The sequence below is a fragment of the Pseudomonas sp. FBCC-B35 genome (genome assembly GCF_059133755.1).
The window spans coordinates 4,302,501-4,324,144 of the sequence record NZ_CP101439.1; the positions used below are offsets into that span (position 1 = coordinate 4,302,501).

Consider the following 21,644-nt stretch of genomic DNA (forward strand, 5'->3'; position numbering starts at 1 on the left):
TGTCAGTATCAGTCCAGGTGGTCGCCTTCGCCACTGGTGTTCCTTCCTATATCTACGCATTTCACCGCTACACAGGAAATTCCACCACCCTCTACCGTACTCTAGCTTGCCAGTTTTGGATGCAGTTCCCAGGTTGAGCCCGGGGCTTTCACATCCAACTTAACAAACCACCTACGCGCGCTTTACGCCCAGTAATTCCGATTAACGCTTGCACCCTCTGTATTACCGCGGCTGCTGGCACAGAGTTAGCCGGTGCTTATTCTGTCGGTAACGTCAAAATTGCAGAGTATTAATCTACAACCCTTCCTCCCAACTTAAAGTGCTTTACAATCCGAAGACCTTCTTCACACACGCGGCATGGCTGGATCAGGCTTTCGCCCATTGTCCAATATTCCCCACTGCTGCCTCCCGTAGGAGTCTGGACCGTGTCTCAGTTCCAGTGTGACTGATCATCCTCTCAGACCAGTTACGGATCGTTGCCTTGGTGAGCCATTACCTCACCAACAAGCTAATCCGACCTAGGCTCATCTGATAGCGCAAGGCCCGAAGGTCCCCTGCTTTCTCCCGTAGGACGTATGCGGTATTAGCGTTCCTTTCGAAACGTTGTCCCCCACTACCAGGCAGATTCCTAGGCATTACTCACCCGTCCGCCGCTGAATCCAGGAGCAAGCTCCCGTCATCCGCTCGACTTGCATGTGTTAGGCCTGCCGCCAGCGTTCAATCTGAGCCATGATCAAACTCTTCAGTTCAATACTGCTTGGGTTTTTAAGAAACCCTAAACTTGGCTCAGCAATCTCAAATGACTATGTGATTTCTCGCATGGTCACTTGTGATGCTGATAATCTTTCTGACTATCAGTCCGTACTCACAAGCACCCACACGAATTGCTTGATTCGATTTGTTAAAGAGCGTTTGGCTGAGAGTGTTTCGTCTCAACCGAGGCGCGCATTCTACGCTTTCCTCATTGCCTGTCAAGCGTTTATTTTGAAGGTTGTTTCGAGAAACTCGTTCAACTTCAACCACTTGACTCGCTTCGATCTCTCGTAGCGGGAGGCGAATTCTACAGCGTTTCAACACGCTGTCAACCTTCTTCTCAACCGCCGCCGATCTATTCGATCGTAGCCCTTTCAGCACCACCCGAACTGGCTAACTCATTGAATCTCAAGGAGTTTCGCGTTCCGATGTCGCTGGAAGTGGGGCGCATTATAAGGGGATTCGAAACCGCGTCAACCTTTAATTTCATATAAATCAAAAGCAAAGCGGGGGAGGCCCTTCGGCCTCCCCCGCTTATATAGAGACGCACAACGAACGTCTTACTCTGCTTTGAGCGTTACGCGCGCAAACGACTTCTTACCCGCCTGGCAGACATGGGTCGCACCCAGTGCCACTACAAACTCACGGTCAACCACGACGCCATCGACCTTCACAGCCCCACTGCCCAGCAGGTCCCGCGCCTGCGCCGAGTTCTTGACCAGCCCGGCACGGTTGAGCACTGCAGCAATCGGCAGCGCCTCGGTTGCAGTCACTTCGATTTCGGGCAGGTCTTCCGGCAACTCGCCTTCCTTCATACGATTACCGGCGCCACGATGAGCGTTGGCTGCGGCTTCTTCCCCATGGAACCGCGCCACGATCTCCTCCGCCAGCTGGATCTTGATGTCCCGAGGGTTCGCCCCATTGGCCACATCCATACGCAGCTGGTCGATCTCCTCCATGGAGCGGAAGCTCAGCAGCTCGAAGTAACGCCACATCAAGGTGTCCGGAATCGACACGAGCTTGCTGTACATCACACCCGGCGCTTCCTGGATGCCGACATAATTACCCAGGGACTTGGACATCTTCTTGACGCCATCAAGCCCTTCAAGCAGGGGCATGGTCACGACGCTCTGAGCTTCCTGACCGTAGGCACGCTGCAATTCGCGCCCCATGAGCAGGTTGAACTTCTGGTCGGTACCGCCCAGCTCGACATCCGCCTTGAGCGCGACCGAGTCATAGCCCTGCACCAACGGATAGAGGAACTCATGAATGGCGATGGGTTGATTGGTGGTATAGCGCTTGTCGAAATCGTCACGCTCCAGCATACGGGCGACCGTGTACTGCGACGCCAGACGGATGAAGTCGGCGGGCGTCAGTGCATCCATCCAGGTGGAATTGAACGCGACCTCGGTCTTGGCCGGATCGAGAATCTTGAAGACCTGCTGTTTATAGGTCTCGGCATTGTCCAGCACCTGCTCACGGGTCAGTGGCGGACGCGTGGCACTCTTGCCACTGGGGTCGCCGATCATGCCGGTGAAGTCACCAATCAGGAACACCACGGTATGCCCCAATTCCTGGAACTGGCGCAGCTTGTTAATCAGTACCGTGTGACCGAGATGAAGGTCAGGTGCGGTAGGGTCGAAACCGGCCTTGATGCGCAAGGGCTGACCACGCTTGAGTTTTTCAACCAGCTCGGACTCCACCAGTACTTCTTCCGCACCGCGCTTGATAAGCGCCAGCTGCTCTTCAACCGACTTCATAGACAAACCCGTAAGGCTCAGATTCAGGGGGAGCCAACCATACAAGATCGGCCGTCAAATACAAGTTTTGCAAAGGAATGTGACCTGGGGACGTGCTCGCAGCGTCTACGCGCCCTTGCGTGAAAATGGTTTTGGTTATATTTTATACAGTTATTTCATCTTCATCATGTCATTCATCTATTCCATTTCACCTTTTTCAAAGTCTCCTTACCCATGACCAACGAACCGCCTAAAGCGCCTCCGCTTTATCCGAAAACACACCTGTTGGCCGCCAGCGGCATTGCCGCCCTGCTTAGCCTGGCATTGCTGGTATTCCCATCCAGCGACGTGGAAGCCAAAAAAACCACCCTCAACCTCGAGCTGGAAACCCCAGCCGAGCAACTGAAAGACGAATCCCGCGCCGCGCCGCTGGTGCAGGCATCCGGCGAGCAGGGCTCGCCGTTTGCGCAGATCGATGAGGCGGCCGCATCCACCCAGAAAGCCGAACAGCAAACCCCTCCGGCAGAAGCTGCCGCACAGCCCGCCAAGGACCCTGCCCACCGGGAAGTCACCGTCGCCAGCGGGGATACCTTGTCAACGCTGTTCGCCAAGGTCGGACTGCCGGCCAATGCCGTCCACGACATTCTTGCCAGCAGCAAGCAGGCCAAGCAGTTCAGCCAGCTCAAGCACGGCCAGGTCCTGCAGTTCGAATTGGACAAGCAAGGCCAGCTGGCCAGCTTGCACAGCAAGGTCGGCAACCTGGAAACCATCCGCCTGACCAAGACGGCCAAGGGCTACACCTTCAATCGTGAAATCAGCAAACCCGTGGTGCGCACTGCCTACGCCCATGGCGTCATCAAGAGCTCGCTCTCCGCATCGGCACAGCGCGCCGGGTTGTCCCACAGCCTGACCATGGACATGGCCAAGGTGCTGGGATACGACATCGATTTCGCCCAGGATATTCGCCAAGGTGACGAGTTCGACGTGGTCTATGAGCAGAAGGTGATGGACGGCAAAGTGGTCGGCACCGGCAATATCCTCTCGGCGCGCTTCACCAACCGCGGCAAAACCTACACGGCCGTGCGTTATACCAACAAGCAAGGCAACACCAGCTACTACACGGCCGATGGCAACAGCCTGCGCAAGGCCTTCATTCGCACACCCGTGGATTTTGCGCGCATCAGCTCTCGCTTCTCTGCCGGGCGCAAGCACCCGATTCTGAACAAGATCCGCGCCCACAAGGGGGTGGATTATGCAGCCCCGCGAGGCACGCCCATCAAGGCTGCGGGTGATGGCCGCATCGAGCTGGCCGGCCGGCGCGGCGGCTACGGCAATACGGTGATCATCCAGCACGGCAATCGGTACAAGACCTTGTACGGTCATATGCAGGGCTTTGCCAAGGGCATCAAGACCGGGGGTTCGGTCAAGCAGGGCCAGATCATCGGTTATATCGGGACCACGGGGCTTTCTACCGGGCCTCACCTGCACTACGAGTTCCAGGTCAACGGCGTGCACGTCGACCCGCTGAGCCAGAAAGTGCCGATGTCCGACCCGATCGCCAAGAACGAGCGCCAGCGCTTCCTGCAGCAAAGCCAGCCGCTGATCGCACGCATGGATCAGGAAAAAGCCACGCTACTTGCCATGAACAAACGGTGAGCCCATGGGCCTCTACCTAGGCGTCATGTCAGGGACCAGCCTGGATGGACTGGACATCGCCCTGATCGAGCAAGGCGAGCACGTCGAACTGCTCGCCACCCATTACCTGCCCATGCCAACGGAATTGCGGCAAGCGCTGCTTGACCTGTGCACGTCTGGGCCGGATGAAGTGGCGCGGGTCGCCCTCGCTGAAAACGCGTGGGCGGCGGTGGCAGCGCAAGGCATACTCGATTTGCTCGACCACCACGCCTTGCAGCCCACCGACATTCGCGCCATCGGCAGCCATGGCCAGACCATTCGCCATGAGCCTGCCCGAGGTTTCACCGTGCAGATCGGCAATCCGGCGCTCCTGGCGGAGCTGTCAGGCATCACGGTCGTGGCTGACTTTCGTCGCCGTGACGTAGCAGCCGGCGGTCAGGGCGCGCCGCTCGTCCCAGCGTTCCACGAAACGTTGTTCGGCCATCTCGAACAGCCGTTGGCCATCCTGAACGTAGGCGGTTTCAGCAACCTCAGCCTGATTGCCAAGGACAAACCGGTCCGAGGTTTCGATTGCGGCCCGGGCAATGTCCTGATGGACGCCTGGATCGAGCGCAAGCGCGGCCAGGCATACGATGCCGACGGCGCCTGGGCGGCCTGTGGGGCTGTGCAACCTGCCCTGCTGGCCTCTCTCATGGCCGACCCATTCTTCGCCGGCAGTGGGCCCAAGAGTACAGGCCGTGAAGTCTTCAACCTGCGCTGGCTGGACAGCCACCTCGCTGCCCTGCCTGCTTATCGCGACGAAGACGTCCAGGCAACGCTGCTGGAGGTCAGTGCACAAAGCATCATCGATTCGCTGAGCACCGCACAGCAGGGCACCAGGACGCTTTTGGTGTGTGGGGGCGGCGCGCACAATGGCGCCTTGATGGCTCGCCTTGCAACAGGCCTGCCTGGCGTGAAGGTGTCCAGCACCGTTGAACAGGGAGTAGACCCTGACTGGGTCGAGGCCATGGCGTTCGCCTGGCTGGCGCATTGCTGCCTCGAAGGCATACCTGCCAACCGTCCCAGCGTTACAGCGGCCAAAGGCCTGCGTGTTCTGGGCGCCATCTATCCGGCTTGAGCCATTGATCTGCCCAACGAAAAACGCCGCGCTTGAGCGCGGCGTCTTGACGAGGGCATGTCGTCAGATCGAGAACGAAGAGCCACAGCCACAGGTAGTGGCGGCGTTAGGGTTCTTGATGATGAAGCGTGAGCCTTCCAGGCCTTCCTGGTAATCCACTTCGGCACCGGCCAGGTACTGGAAGCTCATCGGGTCCACGACCAGCGAAACACCCTCGCGCTCAACGATGGTGTCGTCATCGGCCACTTCTTCATCGAACGTGAAGCCATACTGGAAACCCGAGCAACCGCCACCGGTGACGAATACACGCAGTTTCAGCCGGTCATTGCCCTCTTCGGACACCAGGTTCTTCACCTTCAGCGCAGCACCGTGGGTAAATTCCAAAACCGTAGGGGTGAAGGTTTCGACGCTCATGTTGATTCTCCCGGCGCGGTGGCCGTCATAAAACTCGATGACGGCCATTATCCGCTTTCCCGAGAAAATCGGTCAACAATAGGCGACGGGCAGGTCGCGAATCAGTGCAGCCTGCCGCAAGCCTTCTTCAGCTCACGGCAACAGGCCGGCATGGCTCAGCCCCATCCGCTCATCGAGCCCGAACACGATGTTCAGGTTCTGCACGGCCTGCCCTGAAGCGCCTTTGACCAGGTTGTCGATGACCGACAGCACCACGACCAGGTCACCGCCTTGCGGACGATGAACAGCGATGCGGCAGACGTTGGCGCCGCGCACGCTGCGGGTCTCGGGGTGGCTACCCGCGGGCATCACATCCACGAAGGGCTCGTTGGCGTAGCGCTTCTCGTACAGCGCCTGAAGATCGACCGATGTGTCGGCGACGGTCGCATACAAGGTGGCATGGATGCCGCGGATCATCGGCGTCAGGTGAGGGACGAAGGTCAGCCCAATGTCCTTGCCCGCAGCCAGACGCAGGCCCTGGCTGATTTCCGGAAGGTGACGATGCCCTTTGACCGCGTAGGCCTTCATGCTCTCACCGGCTTCACAGAACAGCGACCCCACGGCCGCACCACGTCCGGCACCGCTGACACCGGACTTGCAGTCGGCGATCAAGCGCGACGCATCGGCCAAGCCAGCTTCCAGCAACGGCAGGAAACCCAGTTGAGTGGCGGTTGGGTAGCAACCCGGAACCGCGATCAGTCGTGCCTGGCGGATCTTGTCGCGGTTGACCTCGGGCAAACCATACACGGCACCGTCGAGCAGATCAGGCGCGCCGTGAGGCTGGCCGTACCACTTGGCCCATTCAACTGCGTCCTGCAGGCGGAAGTCGGCCGACAGGTCGATGACCTTGGTGCCCGCGGCCAGAAGCTCGCCCGCCAAGGCATGAGCGACACCATGCGGGGTGGCGAAAAACACCACGTCACACGCGCCCAGCGCCTTGCTGTCGGGCACGCTGAATGCAAGGCCGTCGTAATGGCCGCGCAGGTTCGGGTACATGTCGGCCACTGCTACACCCGCTTCCGAGCGCGACGTGATGACCGCCACCTCGGCCTGTGGGTGCTGAGCCAGCAGACGCAACAGTTCGACGCCGGTGTAACCCGTGCCGCCGACGATACCGACCTTGATCATAACGCTTGCCCCTTATCAACGAGCCGTCTGGAAAACGCACGATGATAGGGGCGTGATGCGTCTGTCACAACACTTCAGGTGTCCCTGAGGGCGCCTGGGCACTACTATCTGACGACCGTGAATACCTGAAGGAATGCCCCGATGCTCTACCTATGGATCAAAGCGCTGCACATTGTCAGCGTCGTATGCTGGTTTGCCGGCCTGTTCTACTTGCCACGGCTGTTCGTCTACCATGCCCAGAGCCAGGACAGCATCAGCCAGGACCGGTTCGTGACCATGGAGCGCAAGTTGTACCGAGGCATCATGAACCCGGCGATGATCGCCACCTACGTATTCGGTGCCTGGATGCTCTACCTCACGCCTGGGTGGCTGAGCCAGGGTTGGCTGCACGCCAAACTCACCCTGGTGCTTCTGCTGACCGGCTACCACCACGTGTGTGGCGCCCAGCGCAAACGCTTCGCTGCCGGCACCAACACCCGCAGCCATGTCTACTATCGCTGGTTCAACGAGGTACCTGTGCTGATCCTGCTGGCGGTCGTCATCCTGGTGGTGGTCAAACCGTTCTGAGGGTGTTGCCCAGCACTGGGCGGTGCAGCGCTAACGGCCGATCGGCATAAGCGCCACTGACAGGCCCTGCAGCGGCTCATTCCCAGGCTTGGGCGGCCCAGCAAAACGCAGCATCCACCACTGCCAAGCTGTACACTAGATGCCCTCTTCGGCCCCAGGAGCCCTGCATGACCCGTTACGCCATGATCACCGGCGCTTCCACCGGCCTGGGCCTGGCCCTGGCGGAGGCCCTGGCACGGCGCGGGCGCAACCTGATCCTGGTCGCACGCCACCGTGAAACGCTGGAGCCGGTCGCCATCGAGCTTGCCCAGCGTTTCGGCGTCGAGGTGCTGTTGCGTGCGTGCGATCTGAGCCAACCGCTGAGGCTGTCGGGGTTCGTTCTCGAGCTCGAAGAAGGCGAGCGACGCATCGATTTGCTGGTCAACTGCGCCGGTCACCGCACCTACGGGCCATTCCTGGCCCATGAGTGGGCCGACGAACAGGACCTGCTCGAAGTCAATGTGCTGGCGCTGAGCCGCTTGTGTCATGCCATCGGCAATCTGATGGCGGTACAGGGCGGCGGCCAGATCCTCAACGTTGCCGGGCTGGCCGGTGTGGCCCCTGGGCCCTGGATGGCCACCTATGCCGCCAGCAAGGCCTACGTGATGAATTTCTCCCAGGCCCTGCGCGAAGAACTCAAACCCACAGGCATCAAGGTCTCCGTGCTGTGCCCGGGACCGGTACGTTCCTCACGGCGCCGCATAGCCCGGCTCGAAGGCAAAAGCCGCTGCCTCAGCCCCGAGGAAGTGGCGCTGTACACCGTTCGCGCGCTCGCCCGCAACCGCGCCCTGATCCTGCCGGGGCGACGCAATCGCTGGCTGGCGATCGCCCCGCGGCTGCTGCCGAACTGGCTGGTGCGCAAGCTGGCAGGTGTGATTCACCGGCGTTATTGCCCAGCCGGTATGGAATAGTCGCTGGGCGAGCGGCTCCGGCCTGAGTACACTCGGCCCGGACCCTCACCATGGAGCAAGTGCTGTGGACGATTTATTCCTCAAGATCATCAACCGAGAGATCCCGGCGAAGATCATCTACGAAGATGACCAGGTTCTGGCATTTCACGACATCGCCCCCCAGGCCCCGGTGCATTTTCTGGTCATTCCGAAAAAGCACATCCGCACCCTCAACGACCTGACCGAAGAAGACAAGGGCCTGGCTGGGCACATTCTGTTCACGGCCCAGCGCCTGGCCAAGGAGCTGGGCTGCGAGGAAGGCTTTCGCGTGGTCATGAACTGCAATGAACAAGGTGGCCAGACGGTCTACCACATTCACATGCACGTGCTCGGCCAGCGCCAGATGAACTGGCCACCGGGCTGATCCACCGCAAGCGACTCGAGCGCGATTGGGTTAAACTGTCGGGCACATTCTTGCGGAGGTGCCCGATGGCTACCGAACGTCACTATTCCCCGCTCGACCGCTTGTTGCTGCAGGCCGACACCGCCATGCGCACCTTGCTGCCGTTCAGCGGCCAACCCTCTCGCCCGTCCCCGGCTATCGTCAAACCCGCCGTCGAACTCGAAGATCGGCAGGCACGCCACGTGGCAGGGCTGATGCGCATCAACCACACCGGCGAAGTCTGCGCCCAGGCGCTTTATCAAGGCCAGGCCTTGACGGCCAAGCTGCCGTCAGTGCGCAAGGCCATGGAGCGCGCTGCGGATGAGGAAATCGATCATCTGGCCTGGTGCGAACAACGGATCCGTCAACTCAACAGCCACCCCAGCGTCCTGAACCCGCTGTTCTACGGCATGTCATTCGGCATTGGCGCTTTTGCCGGGCTGGTGAGTGACAAGGTGAGCCTGGGCTTCGTGGCAGCCACCGAGCACCAGGTCTGCAAGCACCTGGATGAGCACCTGGTGCAGATCCCTGCCGAAGATGAAAAATCCCGGGCCATCCTTGAGCAGATGCGCGTCGACGAAGAACAGCACGCCGATGCGGCACTGCAAGCCGGTGGCTACCGCTTCCCTGCGCCTGTGCGTTTTGGCATGAGCCTGCTGGCCAAGGTCATGACAAAGAGCACCTATCGCATCTGAAGGCTCGCCATGACAACACGTTTCGACGCCAAGGACCTGGCGCGAGCGGTCGAGGCGGGGATTCTCCAGCCAGACCAGGAACAGGCCCTGCAAGCCTTTCTCAGCCAGCGGCATAGTGCGACGGGCAGCCTGCAGCTGGCCCATGGCGCGTTCTACTTCGGCGCACTGCTGGTCATGGGGGCCATGGGCTGGCTGCTCAATGAAGCATGGCTACGCATCGGCGACACCGCGTTGCTGGCCGTGGCCAGTGCCTACATCGGGTTGCTGACCCTGGTCGCACTCAGCCTTCAGAAGCGTAAACAACCCGTTGCGGCCGGCGTACTGGCCGCAGCCGCGGTCAGTATCGTGCCACTGGCCGTTTTCGCACTGGAGCGATTGCTCGGTTGGTGGCCGCTCGATGACGTGCAAGCCGATTACCACCAGTACTACACCCAGGTACAAGGCGGTTGGCTGGCCATGGAGGCCGCTACCGTTCTTGCAGGTGTGATGATGCTCCGCCTAGTTCCCTACCCGTTTATCGTCATGCCCATTGCCGTTGCCCTGTGGTTCATGTCGATGGACCTTACCGAGTGGGTAGTCGGCGCGCCATTCAGTTGGGAACAACGCCGGGAGGTATCCCTGTGGTTCGGATTGGCGACCTTGCTGGTGTTTCTGCTGGTCGATGGCAGAACACGGCATGATTATGCCCACTGGGGCTATCTTGCCGGTCTGGCGGCCTTCTGGGGTGGGCTGACCATGCTCGACAGCGGCAGTGAATGGGGAAAAGCCACCTACTGCCTGATAAACCTTGTGCTCATGGGGGTGGCAGTGCTGCTGCGAAGGCCCGTTTTCATGGTGTTCGGCGCACTTGGCGTTGCCGCCTACCTGGGGTACCTGGCGTATGACGTATTTGCCGAATCATTGCTGTTCCCGGTGTTGGTCAGCTTGATCGGCCTGGGCGTCATAGGGCTGGGCCTGCTTTACCAGAAACACCGGGAGCCGTTGAGCCAGTCGGTCAGAAGCGCACTGCCAGGCTGGCTATACGCAACGCTGCCAGCACTGCGCCATTGACGGTCGCCGGTACGCCACGCAGCTCGCGCCCTTTGCTCAACCCAGTTCCACGATCTCGTAGCCATGGGTGATCTCGACCCCGGCACGCTCGAGCATGATCGACGCTGAACAGTATTTTTCGGCCGAAAGCTCGACGGCACGCTTGACCTGCGCCTCTTTCAATCCCCGGCCCTTTACCACGAAATTCATGTGGATCTTGGTGAATACCTTCGGGTCTTCACCTGCGCGCTCGGCCTCAAGAAACGCTTCGCAGCTCTCCACCGCTTGGCGCGATTTCTTCAGGATGCTGACCACATCGAAACTGCTGCATCCACCCAGGCCCAGCAACAGCATCTCCATCGGCCTGACGCCCAGGTTTCGGCCGCCGGCTTCGGGTGGGCCATCCATCACCACGACGTGACCGCTGCCGGATTCGCCAAGGAACATTGCCTCACCGGCCCACTGGATACGTGCCTTCATCACCCGAACTCCTGATTTCGCAAAAAGGGTGTCAGCTTAGTCGTTGTGCCGCTGTGGGAAAAGCATGTAAGGACTCGCTTTAATGCCGAAACATTTTGTAGTGTCTGATAAGCTGGCGCCAATCGAATGGCGTTTTTCCAGCCAGCTGCCATGGATGCCCATGGACTGCACAGAACAGGATTTCGCGATGGTAGCCTCTGCCCTACCCCCAAAGATCAAGAACATCGACAAATTGCTGGTGCACTGTCAACGCCGGCGCTACAGCGCCAAGAGCAACATCATCAGTGCAGGTGAACGCGCGCAGACGTTGTCGTTCATCATCAAGGGGTCGGTCACCATCCTCATCGAAGACGAAAACGGCCATGAGATGATCATCGCCTACCTCAACAGCGGTGACTTCTTCGGTGAGCTGGGGCTGTTCGAACCGGTTGAGTCGCAGCAGCATCGCAGCGCGTGGGTTCGGGCCAAGACCGAATGCGAAGTAGCCGAAATCAGCTACGACAAGTTCCGCGAACTGGTACGACATGAACCAGACATGCTCTATGCCGTCAGCAGCCAGATGGCCCAGCGCCTGCGCGACACTACCCGCAAAGTCGGTGACCTGGCTTTCTTCGATGTAACCGGCCGAGTTGCCCGGTGCTTGCTCGACTTGTGCAAGCAGCCCGACGCCATGACCCATCCAGACGGCATGCAGATCAAGATCACCCGCCAGGAAATCGGGCGAATCGTCGGTTGTTCACGGGAGATGGTCGGCCGCGTCCTGAAGGACCTGGAAGAACGCAGCCTGGTCCAGGTCAATGGCAAGACCATGGTGGTACACGGCACCCGCTAGCTGATGGGCACCTCAGCCAGCACCTGCGCGTACGCTTGCGACAGCTGTGCAAACCACGGCGCCGCCGGTACTACCTCATGCAGGGCGATGTGGGCATCGGGGCGGCATCGCTGTTCGAGGTTGCAGCACGTATTGAAGTGGTTGACGGCGGCTACCATCGCCTCGCGATCGTTGTCCAACAGCAATGCCCCATGTACCAGCACCACCGGGCCTTTGCCTGCGGCGCTCTGGCGCCAGCGCTGGGCGGTCCCCACCAACTTGCGGCCATTGAGGTTGACGTTGTAGCGGCCATCGCAGAAGGCGCCCTCGATCTCGCCAACCGAGGCGACACCCCCCCACGCCTGCAGCACCTCGCACAGCGGCAGGCACAAGCGCTGGTAGGCTTTTTCGATACGCCCCTGATCGCCCTCACTGCGCGGGGCCGCATAGACCAGGGCAATATTTACCGTCGAATGGGACTGCGGTACAGGCTCGCCGCCGGTCTCGCGCAGCAGCACTGGCCATCCAGTGCCAGCCAGTTGCGAACTCGCCGCTTCAAAGTGCTCCAGCCGGCTCATCCTGCGAGGCATCACCAGCGCCTGATCAATGGGGCGCCAGAACAACACACCGTTATCGCGCTCGCCCCGGCAAACGGCGGCCAGCAGGTCCTGTTCAGTAGACAGCCCTTGCTCGACGGTAAGGGCCAGAGGCTGGTCAGTCATTGCTTCACCTTCAATTGAGTTACGCAGGCTGCGGCCATCATCGTAAGCGTCACAGCCTCTGCACGACTGGCATTGGGGCGCCCATGAGCCAAATGGCAGCCATGAAAAAGCCGGCAACATGGCCGGCTTGGTTCATTCAGTCCAGTTGCTGGATGGTCTTTTTCACTTGATCAGGGAAGAACAAGCGCTGGAGCTCAATCCCCGGGTTCTCAGCCCGCATGAACGCTTCACCCACCAGGAATGAATAGACGCGGTTGATTTTCATCAGCTGCACATCGGCCTGATTGAGGATGCCGCTTTCGGTAATGGCGAGCCGATCCGCGGGGATACGTGGCAGCAGGTCCAGCGTGGCCTCCAGGCTCACTTCGAAAGTGTGAAGGTTACGGTTGTTGACCCCCACCAACGGCGTGTCCAGCGTCTTGAGCGCGCGCTCCAGTTCATCACCATCATGCACTTCCACCAGCACATCGAGCCCGACCGACTTGGCCGTGGCCGCCAGCTCGGCCATTTTCACATCGTCGAGCGCCGACACGATCAGCAGCACGCAATCTGCACCCAAGGCACGGGCCTCGACGATCTGATAAGGGTCGACCATGAAGTCCTTGCGGATCACCGGCAGTGATACGGCTGCTCGCGCCTGCTGGAGGTAGTCGTCCGCCCCTTGAAAATAATCGACGTCCGTTAACACCGACAGGCAGGTTGCGCCGCCTTTCTCGTAGCTGACGGCAATGTCTGCAGGGACGAAATGCTCCCGGATCACACCTTTGCTAGGAGAGGCCTTCTTGATTTCAGCGATCACCGCTGGTTGCTTGCGCTCAGCCTGACGCAGCATGGCGTTGGCAAAACCACGGGGCGCGTCGGCCGCCTTGGCCAACTGCTCAAGTTCGCCAAGGCTTACGCGGGCACTGCGTTCAGCCACTTCTTCGAACTTGCGGGCGATGATCTTTTCCAGCACCGTTGGCACGCTCATGCTTCGTTCTCCACCTTGAATACGGCTGTAAACGCACCCAGCTCTTGCAGTTTTTCCCAGGCCAACCCGGTGTGCAGCACGTCGTGGGCAAGTTCAACGCCGGCCTTCAGGCTCATGGCGTGATCTGCGGCGTAAAGGGCTGTACCGGCATTGAGCACGATCATCTCGGCGGCCTTCTGGCCGTTCTCGGTCTTGCGTCGACCCAGCGCATCACGAATCAGCGCCAGAGACGCCTGCGAGTCCTCGACCGCCAGGCCATGAAGGCTCTGGCTCTTCATGCCCAAGTTTTCCGGTTCAACCCAGTACTCGGAAATCTCGCCATTTTTCAATTCAGCCACGAAGGTGGGCGCAGCCAGGCTGAACTCGTCCAGCCCATCCTTGGAATGCACCACCAGCACATGCTTGCTGCCCATGCGGTGCAGCACCTCGGCCAGAGGACGGCAGAGCGCCTGGGTGAAGACGCCAACCACCTGATGCTTCACACCTGCCGGATTCGTAAGCGGGCCAAGCATGTTGAACAAGGTCCTGAGCCCCAGATCGCGACGTGGCCCAGCGGCATGTTTCATGGCGCTGTGGTGACTCTGGGCGAACATGAAGCCGATACCCAGGCTGTCGATGCAGCGAGCCACTTGAACGGGTGTCAGGTTCAGGTAGATGCCAGCAGCTTCCAGCAGGTCTGCGCTGCCACTTTTGCCGGACACCGCCCGGTTGCCATGCTTGGCGACGGTGCAGCCGGCAGCGGCCAGGACGAAAGCCGATGCCGTAGACACGTTGAAGATATTGGCGCCATCGCCGCCGGTACCCACAATGTCGACCACCCCATCCAGGGTTTTGAGTTCGACCTTGTCAGCCAACTCCCGCATGACCGACACCGCGCCAACGATTTCGTCGATGCTTTCACTTTTCATGCGCATGCCCATTAGAAATGCGCCAATCTGCGCATCACTGCATTGGCCGGTCATGATCTGGCGCATCACACCGCGCATTTCCTCGGTGGAAAGGTCCAGATGGCCGACGATGCGACCCAGCGCGCTCTTGATATCCATATTCGTTCCTTAGCGGTGGCCGCCGGTCTGCTGGAGGAAATTGGCGAACAGTTCATGGCCCTGCTCGGTGAGTATCGACTCGGGGTGAAATTGCACGCCCTCGATATTCAACGTCTTGTGCCGTACCCCCATGATCTCGTCGACCGAGCCATCTTCGTGTGCGGTCCAGGCCGTCACTTCCAGGCACTCAGGCAGCGTCTCACGCTTGATCACAAGCGAATGGTAGCGGGTCACGGTCACGGGGTTGTTCAGGCCGCTGAATACGCCAAGGTCGCGATGGTGGACCGGGCTCGTCTTACCGTGCATCACCTGGCGTGCCCGCACGACATCGCCACCGAACGCCTGGCCAATGGACTGATGCCCAAGGCACACGCCCAGAATCGGCAATTTACCGGCGAAATGAAGAATGGCTTCGATGGACACACCGGCTTCGCTCGGCGTACAGGGCCCAGGCGAGACGACGATGCGCTCCGGCGCCAGGGCTTCGATCTGGGCGATGGTCATTTCGTCATTGCGAATGACCCGTACATCAGCCCCTAACTCGCCCAGGTACTGGACGACGTTGTAAGTGAATGAGTCGTAATTGTCGATCATCAGTAACATCGAATGAAACCTCTTGAACCTACTGACTTCATGATTCGAACCTTCCTGCACCTGTCGCAGGCGCAACTTAGCCGCTAATGACGTTGAGACAGGAAGGCAAACAAGGGCGGGCCGGACGAACCGGCAGAGGATAAAGTCAGGCGCGCCAACGCCAACGGGCGTGGGCCTTGATAACGCGCATCAAGAGTTTGCTGACGATCAACACAGGGTAGGTCTCGCTCATACGTCTCGGCACAGTAGCCTACCGGGGCGACGGGCGCAATATGCCCGTAAACACTGGGAAACGAATGGCATCAGGTGCGATGCACGCCGTTTTGCTAAGGTCGATGAGGTTGTCCTGATAAAAACAAAGAAAAGGATGTTTATCGATGCTCAACGTACCGTTATTGCGCGTCACCGCCGCCTCCCTGGCATTGGCCTGCGGCCAGGCATTCGCATCCCCTGACCCATACGCTTCATTGATCGTGTTCGGTGACAGCCTGAGCGACGCCGGCCAGTTCGCAGGCCTTCGCTTCACCAACCGCAACGCCGATGGCAGCTATGCACCGGTGTCGCCGATGATCCTGGGCGCTCGCCTGGGCCTGGACGCCAATGCGCTTGGGCCTTCCACATCGCCAGTCAATGCGGCGCTGGGCCTGCCCGATGGTAACAACTGGGCGGTTGGGGGCTATACCACTCGGCAGATCCTGGACTCCATCACCACCACCTCCAGCACGGTCATCCCACCCGGGCGCCCGGGCGCAGGCCTGGTGCTTCGGGAAAAGCCTGGCTATCTGGCCACCGGCCTTCGCGCCGATCCCAATGCACTGTATTACGTGACAGGCGGCGGCAACGACTTCCTGCAGGGCCTGGTCAACAGCCCAGCCGACGCCGTGGCTGCCGGCGCACGCCTGGCCGCCAGTGCTCAGGCCCTGCAACAGGGTGGTGCCCGCTACATCATGGTCTGGCTGTTGCCCGATCTTGGCCAGACGCCCAACTTCAGCGGTACGCCACAGCAAAATCCTCTGTCATTGCTGTCCGGTGCCTTCAACCAGGCACTGGTCAGCCAGCTCAGGCAAATCGACGCTCAGGTCATCCCCTTGAATGTCCCACTGTTGCTGAGCGAGGCCCTCACCAATCCCGCTCAGTTCGGGCTGGGCAGCGACCAGAACCTGATCGGTACGTGCTACAGCGGCGAAAGCTGCGTCGGCAACCCGGTGTACGGCGCCAATGGCAGCACGCCAGACCCTACGAAGTTATTGTTCAACGACGCCGTGCACCCGACCATTGCTGGCCAGCAACTGATCGCCGATTACGCCTACTCCGTTCTGGCCGCCCCTTGGGAGCTCACCCTGCTGCCCGAAATGGCCCACGCCAGCGTCAGAGCTCATCAGGATGAGCTGCGCAACCAATGGCAAGCCCCGTGGCAAGCTGTTGGTCAATGGCAGCCTTTCATCGCCGCTGGTGCCCAAGACCTGGACTTCGGCGGGCAACGCAGCGCCGCCAGTGGTGACGGCCACGGTTACAACTTGACCGTCGGCGGTAGCTACCGGGTTGACGATGCCTGGCGGCTGGGGCTGGCTGGCGGCGTGTACCGGCAGAAGCTGGAAGTGGGCAGCCATGATTCGGACTACACACTCGACAGCTACCTGGCCAGTGCCTTCGCGCAGTACCGTCAGAACCGCTGGTGGGCAGATGCGGCATTGACCGTCGGGCACCTGGATTATGACGATCTGAAACGCACCTTCGCGCTGGGGGTGAGCGAGCGTAGTGAAAAAGGCGATACCCAGGGCGAGACATGGGCCGTGTCTGGCCGACTGGGCTATAACCTGGCGCCGGACAGTGCCCGCTGGCAGCTGGCGCCATTCCTGAGCGCCGACTATGCCAGGGTCAAGGTCGATGGCTATGACGAAAGAAGTGATCGTGCGACCGCGCTGGGGTTCGATGACCAGGAGCGCACGTCACGGCGGCTGGGCCTGGGCCTGCTGGGTAGCGTGCAGGTATTGCCTGCTACCCGTGTATTTGGCGAGGTGGCCCGTGAGCACGAGTTCGAGCATGACCAGCAGGACGTACGCCTGAACTTCACCGCTCTGCCGGACAATGATTTCACGCTCGACGGGTATACCCCCCACAGCAACCTGACCCGAGCCAGCGTTGGGGTCAGTCATGAAGTGGTGGCAGGCGTGAATGTGCGTGCCGGGTACAACTGGCGCAAGAGCGATGAGCTCAAGCAACAAGGCGTGAGCCTCGGCATTAGCGTGGACTTCTAGCAGAGGACCAGCCCTGATCAACACTTGACGCTTATCGAAATCCTGAGGCTGCTGTGGCGCCTGTCGAGGCCACTCATGGACCGTTCTGTAGAAGCGGTCTTGTCGGGGCGACTGACCGGCCGCGACGGGCTGCGCAGCAGACCCAGCATGTCAGCTTCGCAGCACAACTTGTCGGGGCCGGTCCGGCGCCCCGACAAGGCCGCGCCTACAAGGGCATGGGCTGCGATATCTCAAGCGACTGCCACCTACCGCGAAGTGGTCTGTTCGGCCAATGCCACCGCGCGGAACATGGCCCGACGCTTGTTGATGGTTTCTTCCCACTCCAGCGCTGGCACCGAGTCGGCGACAATGCCACCGCCGGCCTGTACGTGCAGCTCTCCATCCTTGATCACAGCGGTACGGATGGCGATTGCCGTGTCCATGTTGCCGTTCCAGGCGAAATACCCCACTGCACCGCCATAAACCCCGCGTTTGACCGGCTCCAGCTCATCGATGATCTCCATCGCACGGATCTTGGGCGCGCCGGACAGCGTACCGGCAGGCAAAATGGCACGCAGTGCATCCATCGCCGTCAACCCTTCGCGCAACTGGCCGGTGACGTTGGAAACGATGTGCATGACGTTGGAATAACGCTCGATCACCATCTTCTCGGTCAGGCGCACGCTGCCTGTCGACGATACGCGGCCGACATCGTTGCGCCCCAGGTCGATGAGCATCAGGTGCTCTGCAATTTCCTTGTCATCCGACAGCAAGTCGTCTTCCAGCGCGCGGTCGGCCTCCTCCGTTGCTCCGCGTGGGCGAGTACCGGCAATGGGGCGCACCGTGACCAGGTTGTCCTCGACCCGCACCAGCACTTCAGGGGAGCTGCCGACGACATGAAAGTCCCCAAAGTTGAAGAAATACATGTACGGCGTCGGGTTGAAGCAACGCAAGGCGCGATAAAGGTCGATGGGTGCTGCCTTGAAGTCGATGGACATGCGCTGCGACGGCACCACCTGCATGCAATCCCCGGCCAGGATGTATTCCTTGATACGGCCGACGGCATGCTCATAGTCATCGCGCGTATAGCTTGACCGGAATGCAGGCTCGGCGGCCTGAGGCCCGCTCAGGTCCAGCCCGCGGCGTGGCGTAATGGGCTGGCGAAGCGTTTCGAGCAGGCTTTGCAGGCGCGCCTGGCCCTGCTCGTAAGCGTGTTCCTGAGCAGGGTCCACCAGCACGATGGCGTGCATCTTGCCAGCCAGGTTGTCGAACACCACCACGGCGTCCGAGACCATCAGGAGGATGTCCGGCACCCCTAGCGGGTCCGGATTGGGGCTCGCGCCCAGACGCTTCTCCACGTAGCGCACGCAGTCATAACCGAAATAGCCGACCAGTCCACCGTTGAAGCGCGGCAGCCCGGGAACGTCGGCCACGTTGTAGCGCTGCTTGAAGGTTTCGACGAACGCCAGGGGGTCCTCGACGTCATGGCTTTCGACCTCGACACCATCCTGCAGGATGGTCACGTGGTAGCCATGGACGCGCAGCACGGTCCGCGACGGCAAACCAATCATCGAATACCGCCCCCATTTCTCGCCGCCCTGCACCGACTCGAGCAGGTAGGAGTTGGGCTGGTCAGCCAGTTTCAGGTAAATCGACAGGGGCGTATCGAAGTCGGCCAGGGTCTCGCAGGCCAGGGGGATGCGGTTATAGCCGGCAGCGGCCAGGCGCAGGAATTCTTCGCGGATCATGAGTAGCCTCGTGGCAAACAGCGTTGGTTCGGGCAAACGGATGGGCCGGCATGCGCCGGCAGGCAGGCGTCAGGCGCGCCAACGCCATCGGGCCAGGGCCTTGATGACTTTCATCCAGAATTTGCCGGTAACCGCCACGTTGGACCCTTTTTGGTCTGAGGCTTGAAGGTCCGCCAACGTTATCCCAGTGGCAGGGTCTACGCAACCGGGCAACAAAGCCCGCAGGTCATCGATCACGAGGCTGGGCGACTCTTCTTCGATAGGCCGCCCATGATTGTAGCCATAGGTCAGCCCAACGCATTGCACGCCAGCTGCCTTGGCTGCCAGCACATCGCTACGCGAATCGCCGACGAACAACGCTTGCTGCGGCGTCACGCCGGCCATCTGCATCACGAACAGCAACGCTGCTGGGTCCGGTTTCTTCTGCGCCAGGGTGTCTCCGCCGATGATCCAGCGGAAATAGCTGCCCAGCTTCATCTGGTCCAGCAAAGGCCCCACGAAGCGCTCCGGCTTGTTGGTGATCAAGGCCATTTCCACGCCCCGCTTGCGCAGCCAGCGCAAGGTGTCCTGCACACCTGGGTACACGACCGTCAGGTCGTGGCTTTCGGCGTAGGCGTCCATGAACAGCGCCAAGGCCTGCTCGGCCAGGGCATCGTCCACTCCAGCGTGGTCGATGTCACCCGCCAGCGCACGACGTACCAGCACCTGCGCGCCATTGCCTACCCACTGGCGCACGGCATCGAGGCCCGCGGCGGGTCGGCCGAGTTCGAGCAGCATGCGGTCCACCGCTGCGGCCAGGTCCGGGACGGAGTCGACCAAGGTGCCATCCAGGTCGAACATCACCAGCCTGGGCAGCGCTCCTGGGAACAGCTGCTCGAAGCCGCTCATGGGCGGGCCTGTGCCAGTTCGCTGCGCATCTGGGCAATGACCTGCTGGTAGTCAGGGGCGTTGAAGATCGCCGACCCGGCCACGAACGTATCGGCACCGGCGGCGGCGATCTCGCGGATGTTGTTCACGTTGACGCCACCGTCGATTTCCAGACGAATGTCGCGGCCGCTGGCGTCGATCAGCGCGCGCGCTTCACGTAGCTTGTCGAGCGTGCCCGGAATGAACTTCTGACCACCGAAGCCTGGGTTGACGCTCATCAGCAGCACCATGTCGACCTTGTCCATCACGTATTTCAGGACGTCCAGACTGGTGGCCGGGTTGAACACCAGGCCGGCCTTGCAGCCGCCGTCCTTGATCAGTTGCAACGAACGGTCGATGTGCTGGGTCGCTTCGGGATGGAAGGTGATGTAGGTGGCGCCGGCCTCGATGAAGTCGCCGATGATACGGTCAACAGGGCTGACCATCAGGTGCACGTCGATCGGTGCGGTCACGCCGTACTTGCGCAGTGCGGAGCAGACCATGGGACCAATGGTCAGATTGGGTACGTAGTGGTTGTCCATCACGTCGAAGTGGACGATATCGGCGCCTGCGGCCAGGACATTATCGACTTCCTCGCCCAGACGGGCGAAGTCGGCGGAAAGAATGGAGGGAGCAATAGCGTAGGGCTGCATGGCGCACCTGTTGGGCAGAATCACAGTGGCGCGCATTGTAACTCAGGCAACGGGGTGAAGGCTGATTGGTATCAACGCGTGGCGAGCAGCGGTTGCAACAGGCGCTGGCTTGTCTGCCGCCACAAGGGCTGACAAGCCAGCGCAGACAGCGCTGTCAGGCCGGTTGCTGGGTCCGCAGCTTCTCGCTGCGCCCCCGCAGCCATTCCAAGGTCAGCAGCAGCACCACCGAAAAACCGATCAGCAGGGTTGCCGCAGCCGCGATGGTCGGGCTCAGGTTCTCGCGAATGCCACTGAACATCTGCCGTGGCAGGGTCGCCTGCTCTGGCCCGGCCAGGAACAAGGTCACCACCACCTCGTCGAAGGATGTGGCGAACGCAAACAAGGCCCCGGAAATCACCCCTGGTGCGATCAGCGGCAAGGTCACCCTGCGAAACGCCAGCAGCGGCGAAGCACCCAGGCTGGCAGCCGCGCGCACCAGGTTGTAGTTGAAGCCTTGCAGCGTCGCCGACACGGTGATGATGACAAACGGGACACCCAACACCGCGTGCACCAGAATCAACGAGGTGAAACTGTTGCCAAGGCCCAGAGGCGCGAAGAACAGGTAGCTGGCCACGCCAATGATCACCACCGGCACCACCATCGGTGATATCACCAGGGCCATTACCAGGGACTTACCGGGGAAGTCACCGCGGGTCAGCCCGATGGCCGCCAGCGTTCCGAAGACCATGGCCAGCACGGTCGCCGCCGGAGCTACGATGATGCTGTTCTTCAAGGCCCGCATCCACTCGGCCGAGCCGAAGAAGTCCTGGTACCACTGCAGCGAGAAGCCTTGCAGGGGGTAGACCAGGAAGCTGCCGCTGTTGAACGACAGGGGCACGATCACCAGCACCGGCAAGATCAGAAACAGCAATATCAGGCCGCAGAGAATGCGCAGGCTGTAGAACCAGACCCGCTCGATGGGCGACATGTAAGGGCTCAGCATGACAAGGC

21 protein-coding genes and 1 rRNA gene (1 of these 22 only partly in view) are annotated in these 21,644 nt (G+C 60.7%); 9 read left to right on the forward strand and 13 right to left on the reverse strand.

Going from position 1 to position 21,644, the window contains the following annotated elements:
* Positions 1 to 749, reverse strand: a 16S ribosomal RNA gene (locus tag NMB38_RS19640); it reaches 788 nt to the left of the window's first position.
* A gap of 564 nt (positions 750 to 1,313) precedes the next feature.
* Positions 1,314 to 2,513, reverse strand: a complete 1,200-nt coding sequence (gene tyrS / locus NMB38_RS19645) for a tyrosine--tRNA ligase (protein ID WP_027913656.1) — start codon at positions 2,511 to 2,513, stop codon at positions 1,314 to 1,316.
* 213 nt (positions 2,514 to 2,726) lie between these two features.
* Between tyrS and NMB38_RS19650 the strand changes: the two genes are divergently transcribed.
* The gene (locus NMB38_RS19650; protein ID WP_027913655.1) at positions 2,727 to 4,148 is read left to right on the forward strand and encodes a peptidoglycan DD-metalloendopeptidase family protein; all 1,422 of its coding nucleotides are present in this window, start codon (positions 2,727 to 2,729) and stop codon (positions 4,146 to 4,148) included.
* A 4-nt stretch (positions 4,149 to 4,152) separates the two neighbouring features.
* Positions 4,153 to 5,244, forward strand: a complete 1,092-nt coding sequence (locus NMB38_RS19655) for an anhydro-N-acetylmuramic acid kinase (RefSeq protein WP_049695353.1) — start codon at positions 4,153 to 4,155, stop codon at positions 5,242 to 5,244.
* A gap of 63 nt (positions 5,245 to 5,307) precedes the next feature.
* Here the strand turns inward: NMB38_RS19655 and erpA are convergent, their stop codons facing one another.
* The gene (gene erpA / locus NMB38_RS19660) at positions 5,308 to 5,658 is read right to left on the reverse strand and encodes an iron-sulfur cluster insertion protein ErpA (RefSeq protein WP_023532751.1); all 351 of its coding nucleotides are present in this window, start codon (positions 5,656 to 5,658) and stop codon (positions 5,308 to 5,310) included.
* A 132-nt stretch (positions 5,659 to 5,790) separates the two neighbouring features.
* Positions 5,791 to 6,825, reverse strand: coding sequence for an N-acetyl-gamma-glutamyl-phosphate reductase (gene argC / locus NMB38_RS19665; RefSeq protein ID WP_027913653.1), 1,035 nt, complete (start codon positions 6,823 to 6,825; stop codon positions 5,791 to 5,793).
* 141 nt (positions 6,826 to 6,966) lie between these two features.
* On the opposite strand from argC, the gene hemJ reads away from it, so the two are divergent.
* The 5 genes from hemJ (at position 6,967) to NMB38_RS19690 (ending at position 10,508) form a co-directional block, all read left to right on the forward strand.
* Entirely contained in the window at positions 6,967 to 7,392 is a 426-nt protein-coding gene (gene hemJ / locus NMB38_RS19670; protein ID WP_023532455.1) for a protoporphyrinogen oxidase HemJ, read from the forward strand.
* A 167-nt stretch (positions 7,393 to 7,559) separates the two neighbouring features.
* A complete protein-coding gene (locus NMB38_RS19675) occupies positions 7,560 to 8,342 on the forward strand; it encodes an SDR family NAD(P)-dependent oxidoreductase (protein ID WP_027913652.1) in 783 nt (260 codons plus the stop codon).
* Positions 8,343 to 8,406: 64 nt separating this feature from the next.
* Positions 8,407 to 8,745, forward strand: coding sequence for a histidine triad nucleotide-binding protein (locus NMB38_RS19680; RefSeq protein WP_027913651.1), 339 nt, complete (start codon positions 8,407 to 8,409; stop codon positions 8,743 to 8,745).
* 65 nt (positions 8,746 to 8,810) lie between these two features.
* A complete protein-coding gene (coq7, locus tag NMB38_RS19685; protein WP_027913650.1) occupies positions 8,811 to 9,458 on the forward strand; it encodes a 2-polyprenyl-3-methyl-6-methoxy-1,4-benzoquinone monooxygenase in 648 nt (215 codons plus the stop codon).
* A 9-nt stretch (positions 9,459 to 9,467) separates the two neighbouring features.
* Positions 9,468 to 10,508 carry a hypothetical protein gene (locus NMB38_RS19690; RefSeq protein ID WP_027913649.1) on the forward strand — a complete coding sequence of 347 codons (1,041 nt, stop codon included), beginning with the start codon at positions 9,468 to 9,470 and terminating at the stop codon, positions 10,506 to 10,508.
* A 36-nt stretch (positions 10,509 to 10,544) separates the two neighbouring features.
* Here the strand turns inward: NMB38_RS19690 and NMB38_RS19695 are convergent, their stop codons facing one another.
* Positions 10,545 to 10,967: an OsmC family protein gene (locus tag NMB38_RS19695; RefSeq protein WP_023532673.1), complete on the reverse strand. Its 423-nt coding sequence runs from the start codon at positions 10,965 to 10,967 to the stop codon at positions 10,545 to 10,547.
* A 187-nt stretch (positions 10,968 to 11,154) separates the two neighbouring features.
* Here NMB38_RS19695 and crp point away from each other — a divergent pair, with 187 nt between their 5' ends.
* Positions 11,155 to 11,799: a cAMP-activated global transcriptional regulator CRP gene (gene crp / locus NMB38_RS19700; RefSeq protein ID WP_027913648.1), complete on the forward strand. Its 645-nt coding sequence runs from the start codon at positions 11,155 to 11,157 to the stop codon at positions 11,797 to 11,799.
* Here the strand turns inward: crp and NMB38_RS19705 are convergent.
* The 4 genes from NMB38_RS19705 to NMB38_RS19720 form a co-directional block, all read right to left on the reverse strand.
* On the reverse strand, positions 11,796 to 12,500 hold the full coding sequence (locus NMB38_RS19705) for a lipoate--protein ligase family protein (RefSeq protein ID WP_027913647.1): 705 nt from the start codon (positions 12,498 to 12,500) through the stop codon (positions 11,796 to 11,798). The genes crp and NMB38_RS19705 overlap by 4 nt on opposite strands.
* 136 nt (positions 12,501 to 12,636) lie before the next feature.
* Positions 12,637 to 13,470, reverse strand: a complete 834-nt coding sequence (gene trpC / locus NMB38_RS19710) for an indole-3-glycerol phosphate synthase TrpC (protein ID WP_027913646.1) — start codon at positions 13,468 to 13,470, stop codon at positions 12,637 to 12,639.
* Entirely contained in the window at positions 13,467 to 14,516 is a 1,050-nt protein-coding gene (gene trpD, locus NMB38_RS19715) for an anthranilate phosphoribosyltransferase (protein ID WP_027913645.1), read from the reverse strand. The genes trpC and trpD overlap by 4 nt, the downstream gene beginning before the upstream one ends.
* Before the next feature lie 9 nt (positions 14,517 to 14,525).
* Positions 14,526 to 15,119 carry an aminodeoxychorismate/anthranilate synthase component II gene (locus tag NMB38_RS19720; protein WP_027913644.1) on the reverse strand — a complete coding sequence of 198 codons (594 nt, stop codon included), beginning with the start codon at positions 15,117 to 15,119 and terminating at the stop codon, positions 14,526 to 14,528.
* A 368-nt stretch (positions 15,120 to 15,487) separates the two neighbouring features.
* Between NMB38_RS19720 and estP the strand changes: the two genes are divergently transcribed.
* Positions 15,488 to 17,368 carry an esterase EstP gene (gene estP, locus NMB38_RS19725; protein WP_027913643.1) on the forward strand — a complete coding sequence of 627 codons (1,881 nt, stop codon included), beginning with the start codon at positions 15,488 to 15,490 and terminating at the stop codon, positions 17,366 to 17,368.
* Between the two features lie 245 nt (positions 17,369 to 17,613).
* Here the strand turns inward: estP and trpE are convergent, their stop codons facing one another.
* From trpE to NMB38_RS19745, 4 genes are all read right to left on the reverse strand, one after another.
* Positions 17,614 to 19,095, reverse strand: a complete 1,482-nt coding sequence (gene trpE, locus NMB38_RS19730; protein ID WP_027913642.1) for an anthranilate synthase component I — start codon at positions 19,093 to 19,095, stop codon at positions 17,614 to 17,616.
* 69 nt (positions 19,096 to 19,164) lie between these two features.
* Positions 19,165 to 19,983 carry a phosphoglycolate phosphatase gene (locus NMB38_RS19735; protein WP_027913641.1) on the reverse strand — a complete coding sequence of 273 codons (819 nt, stop codon included), beginning with the start codon at positions 19,981 to 19,983 and terminating at the stop codon, positions 19,165 to 19,167.
* The gene (gene rpe / locus NMB38_RS19740) at positions 19,980 to 20,654 is read right to left on the reverse strand and encodes a ribulose-phosphate 3-epimerase (protein ID WP_027913640.1); all 675 of its coding nucleotides are present in this window, start codon (positions 20,652 to 20,654) and stop codon (positions 19,980 to 19,982) included. Before rpe ends, NMB38_RS19735 begins: the two co-directional genes overlap by 4 nt.
* Positions 20,655 to 20,808: 154 nt before the next feature.
* Complete coding sequence (locus NMB38_RS19745) at positions 20,809 to 21,636, reverse strand: ABC transporter permease (RefSeq protein ID WP_023532438.1); 828 nt, start codon at positions 21,634 to 21,636, stop codon at positions 20,809 to 20,811.
* Positions 21,637 to 21,644: the final 8 nt, after the last annotated feature.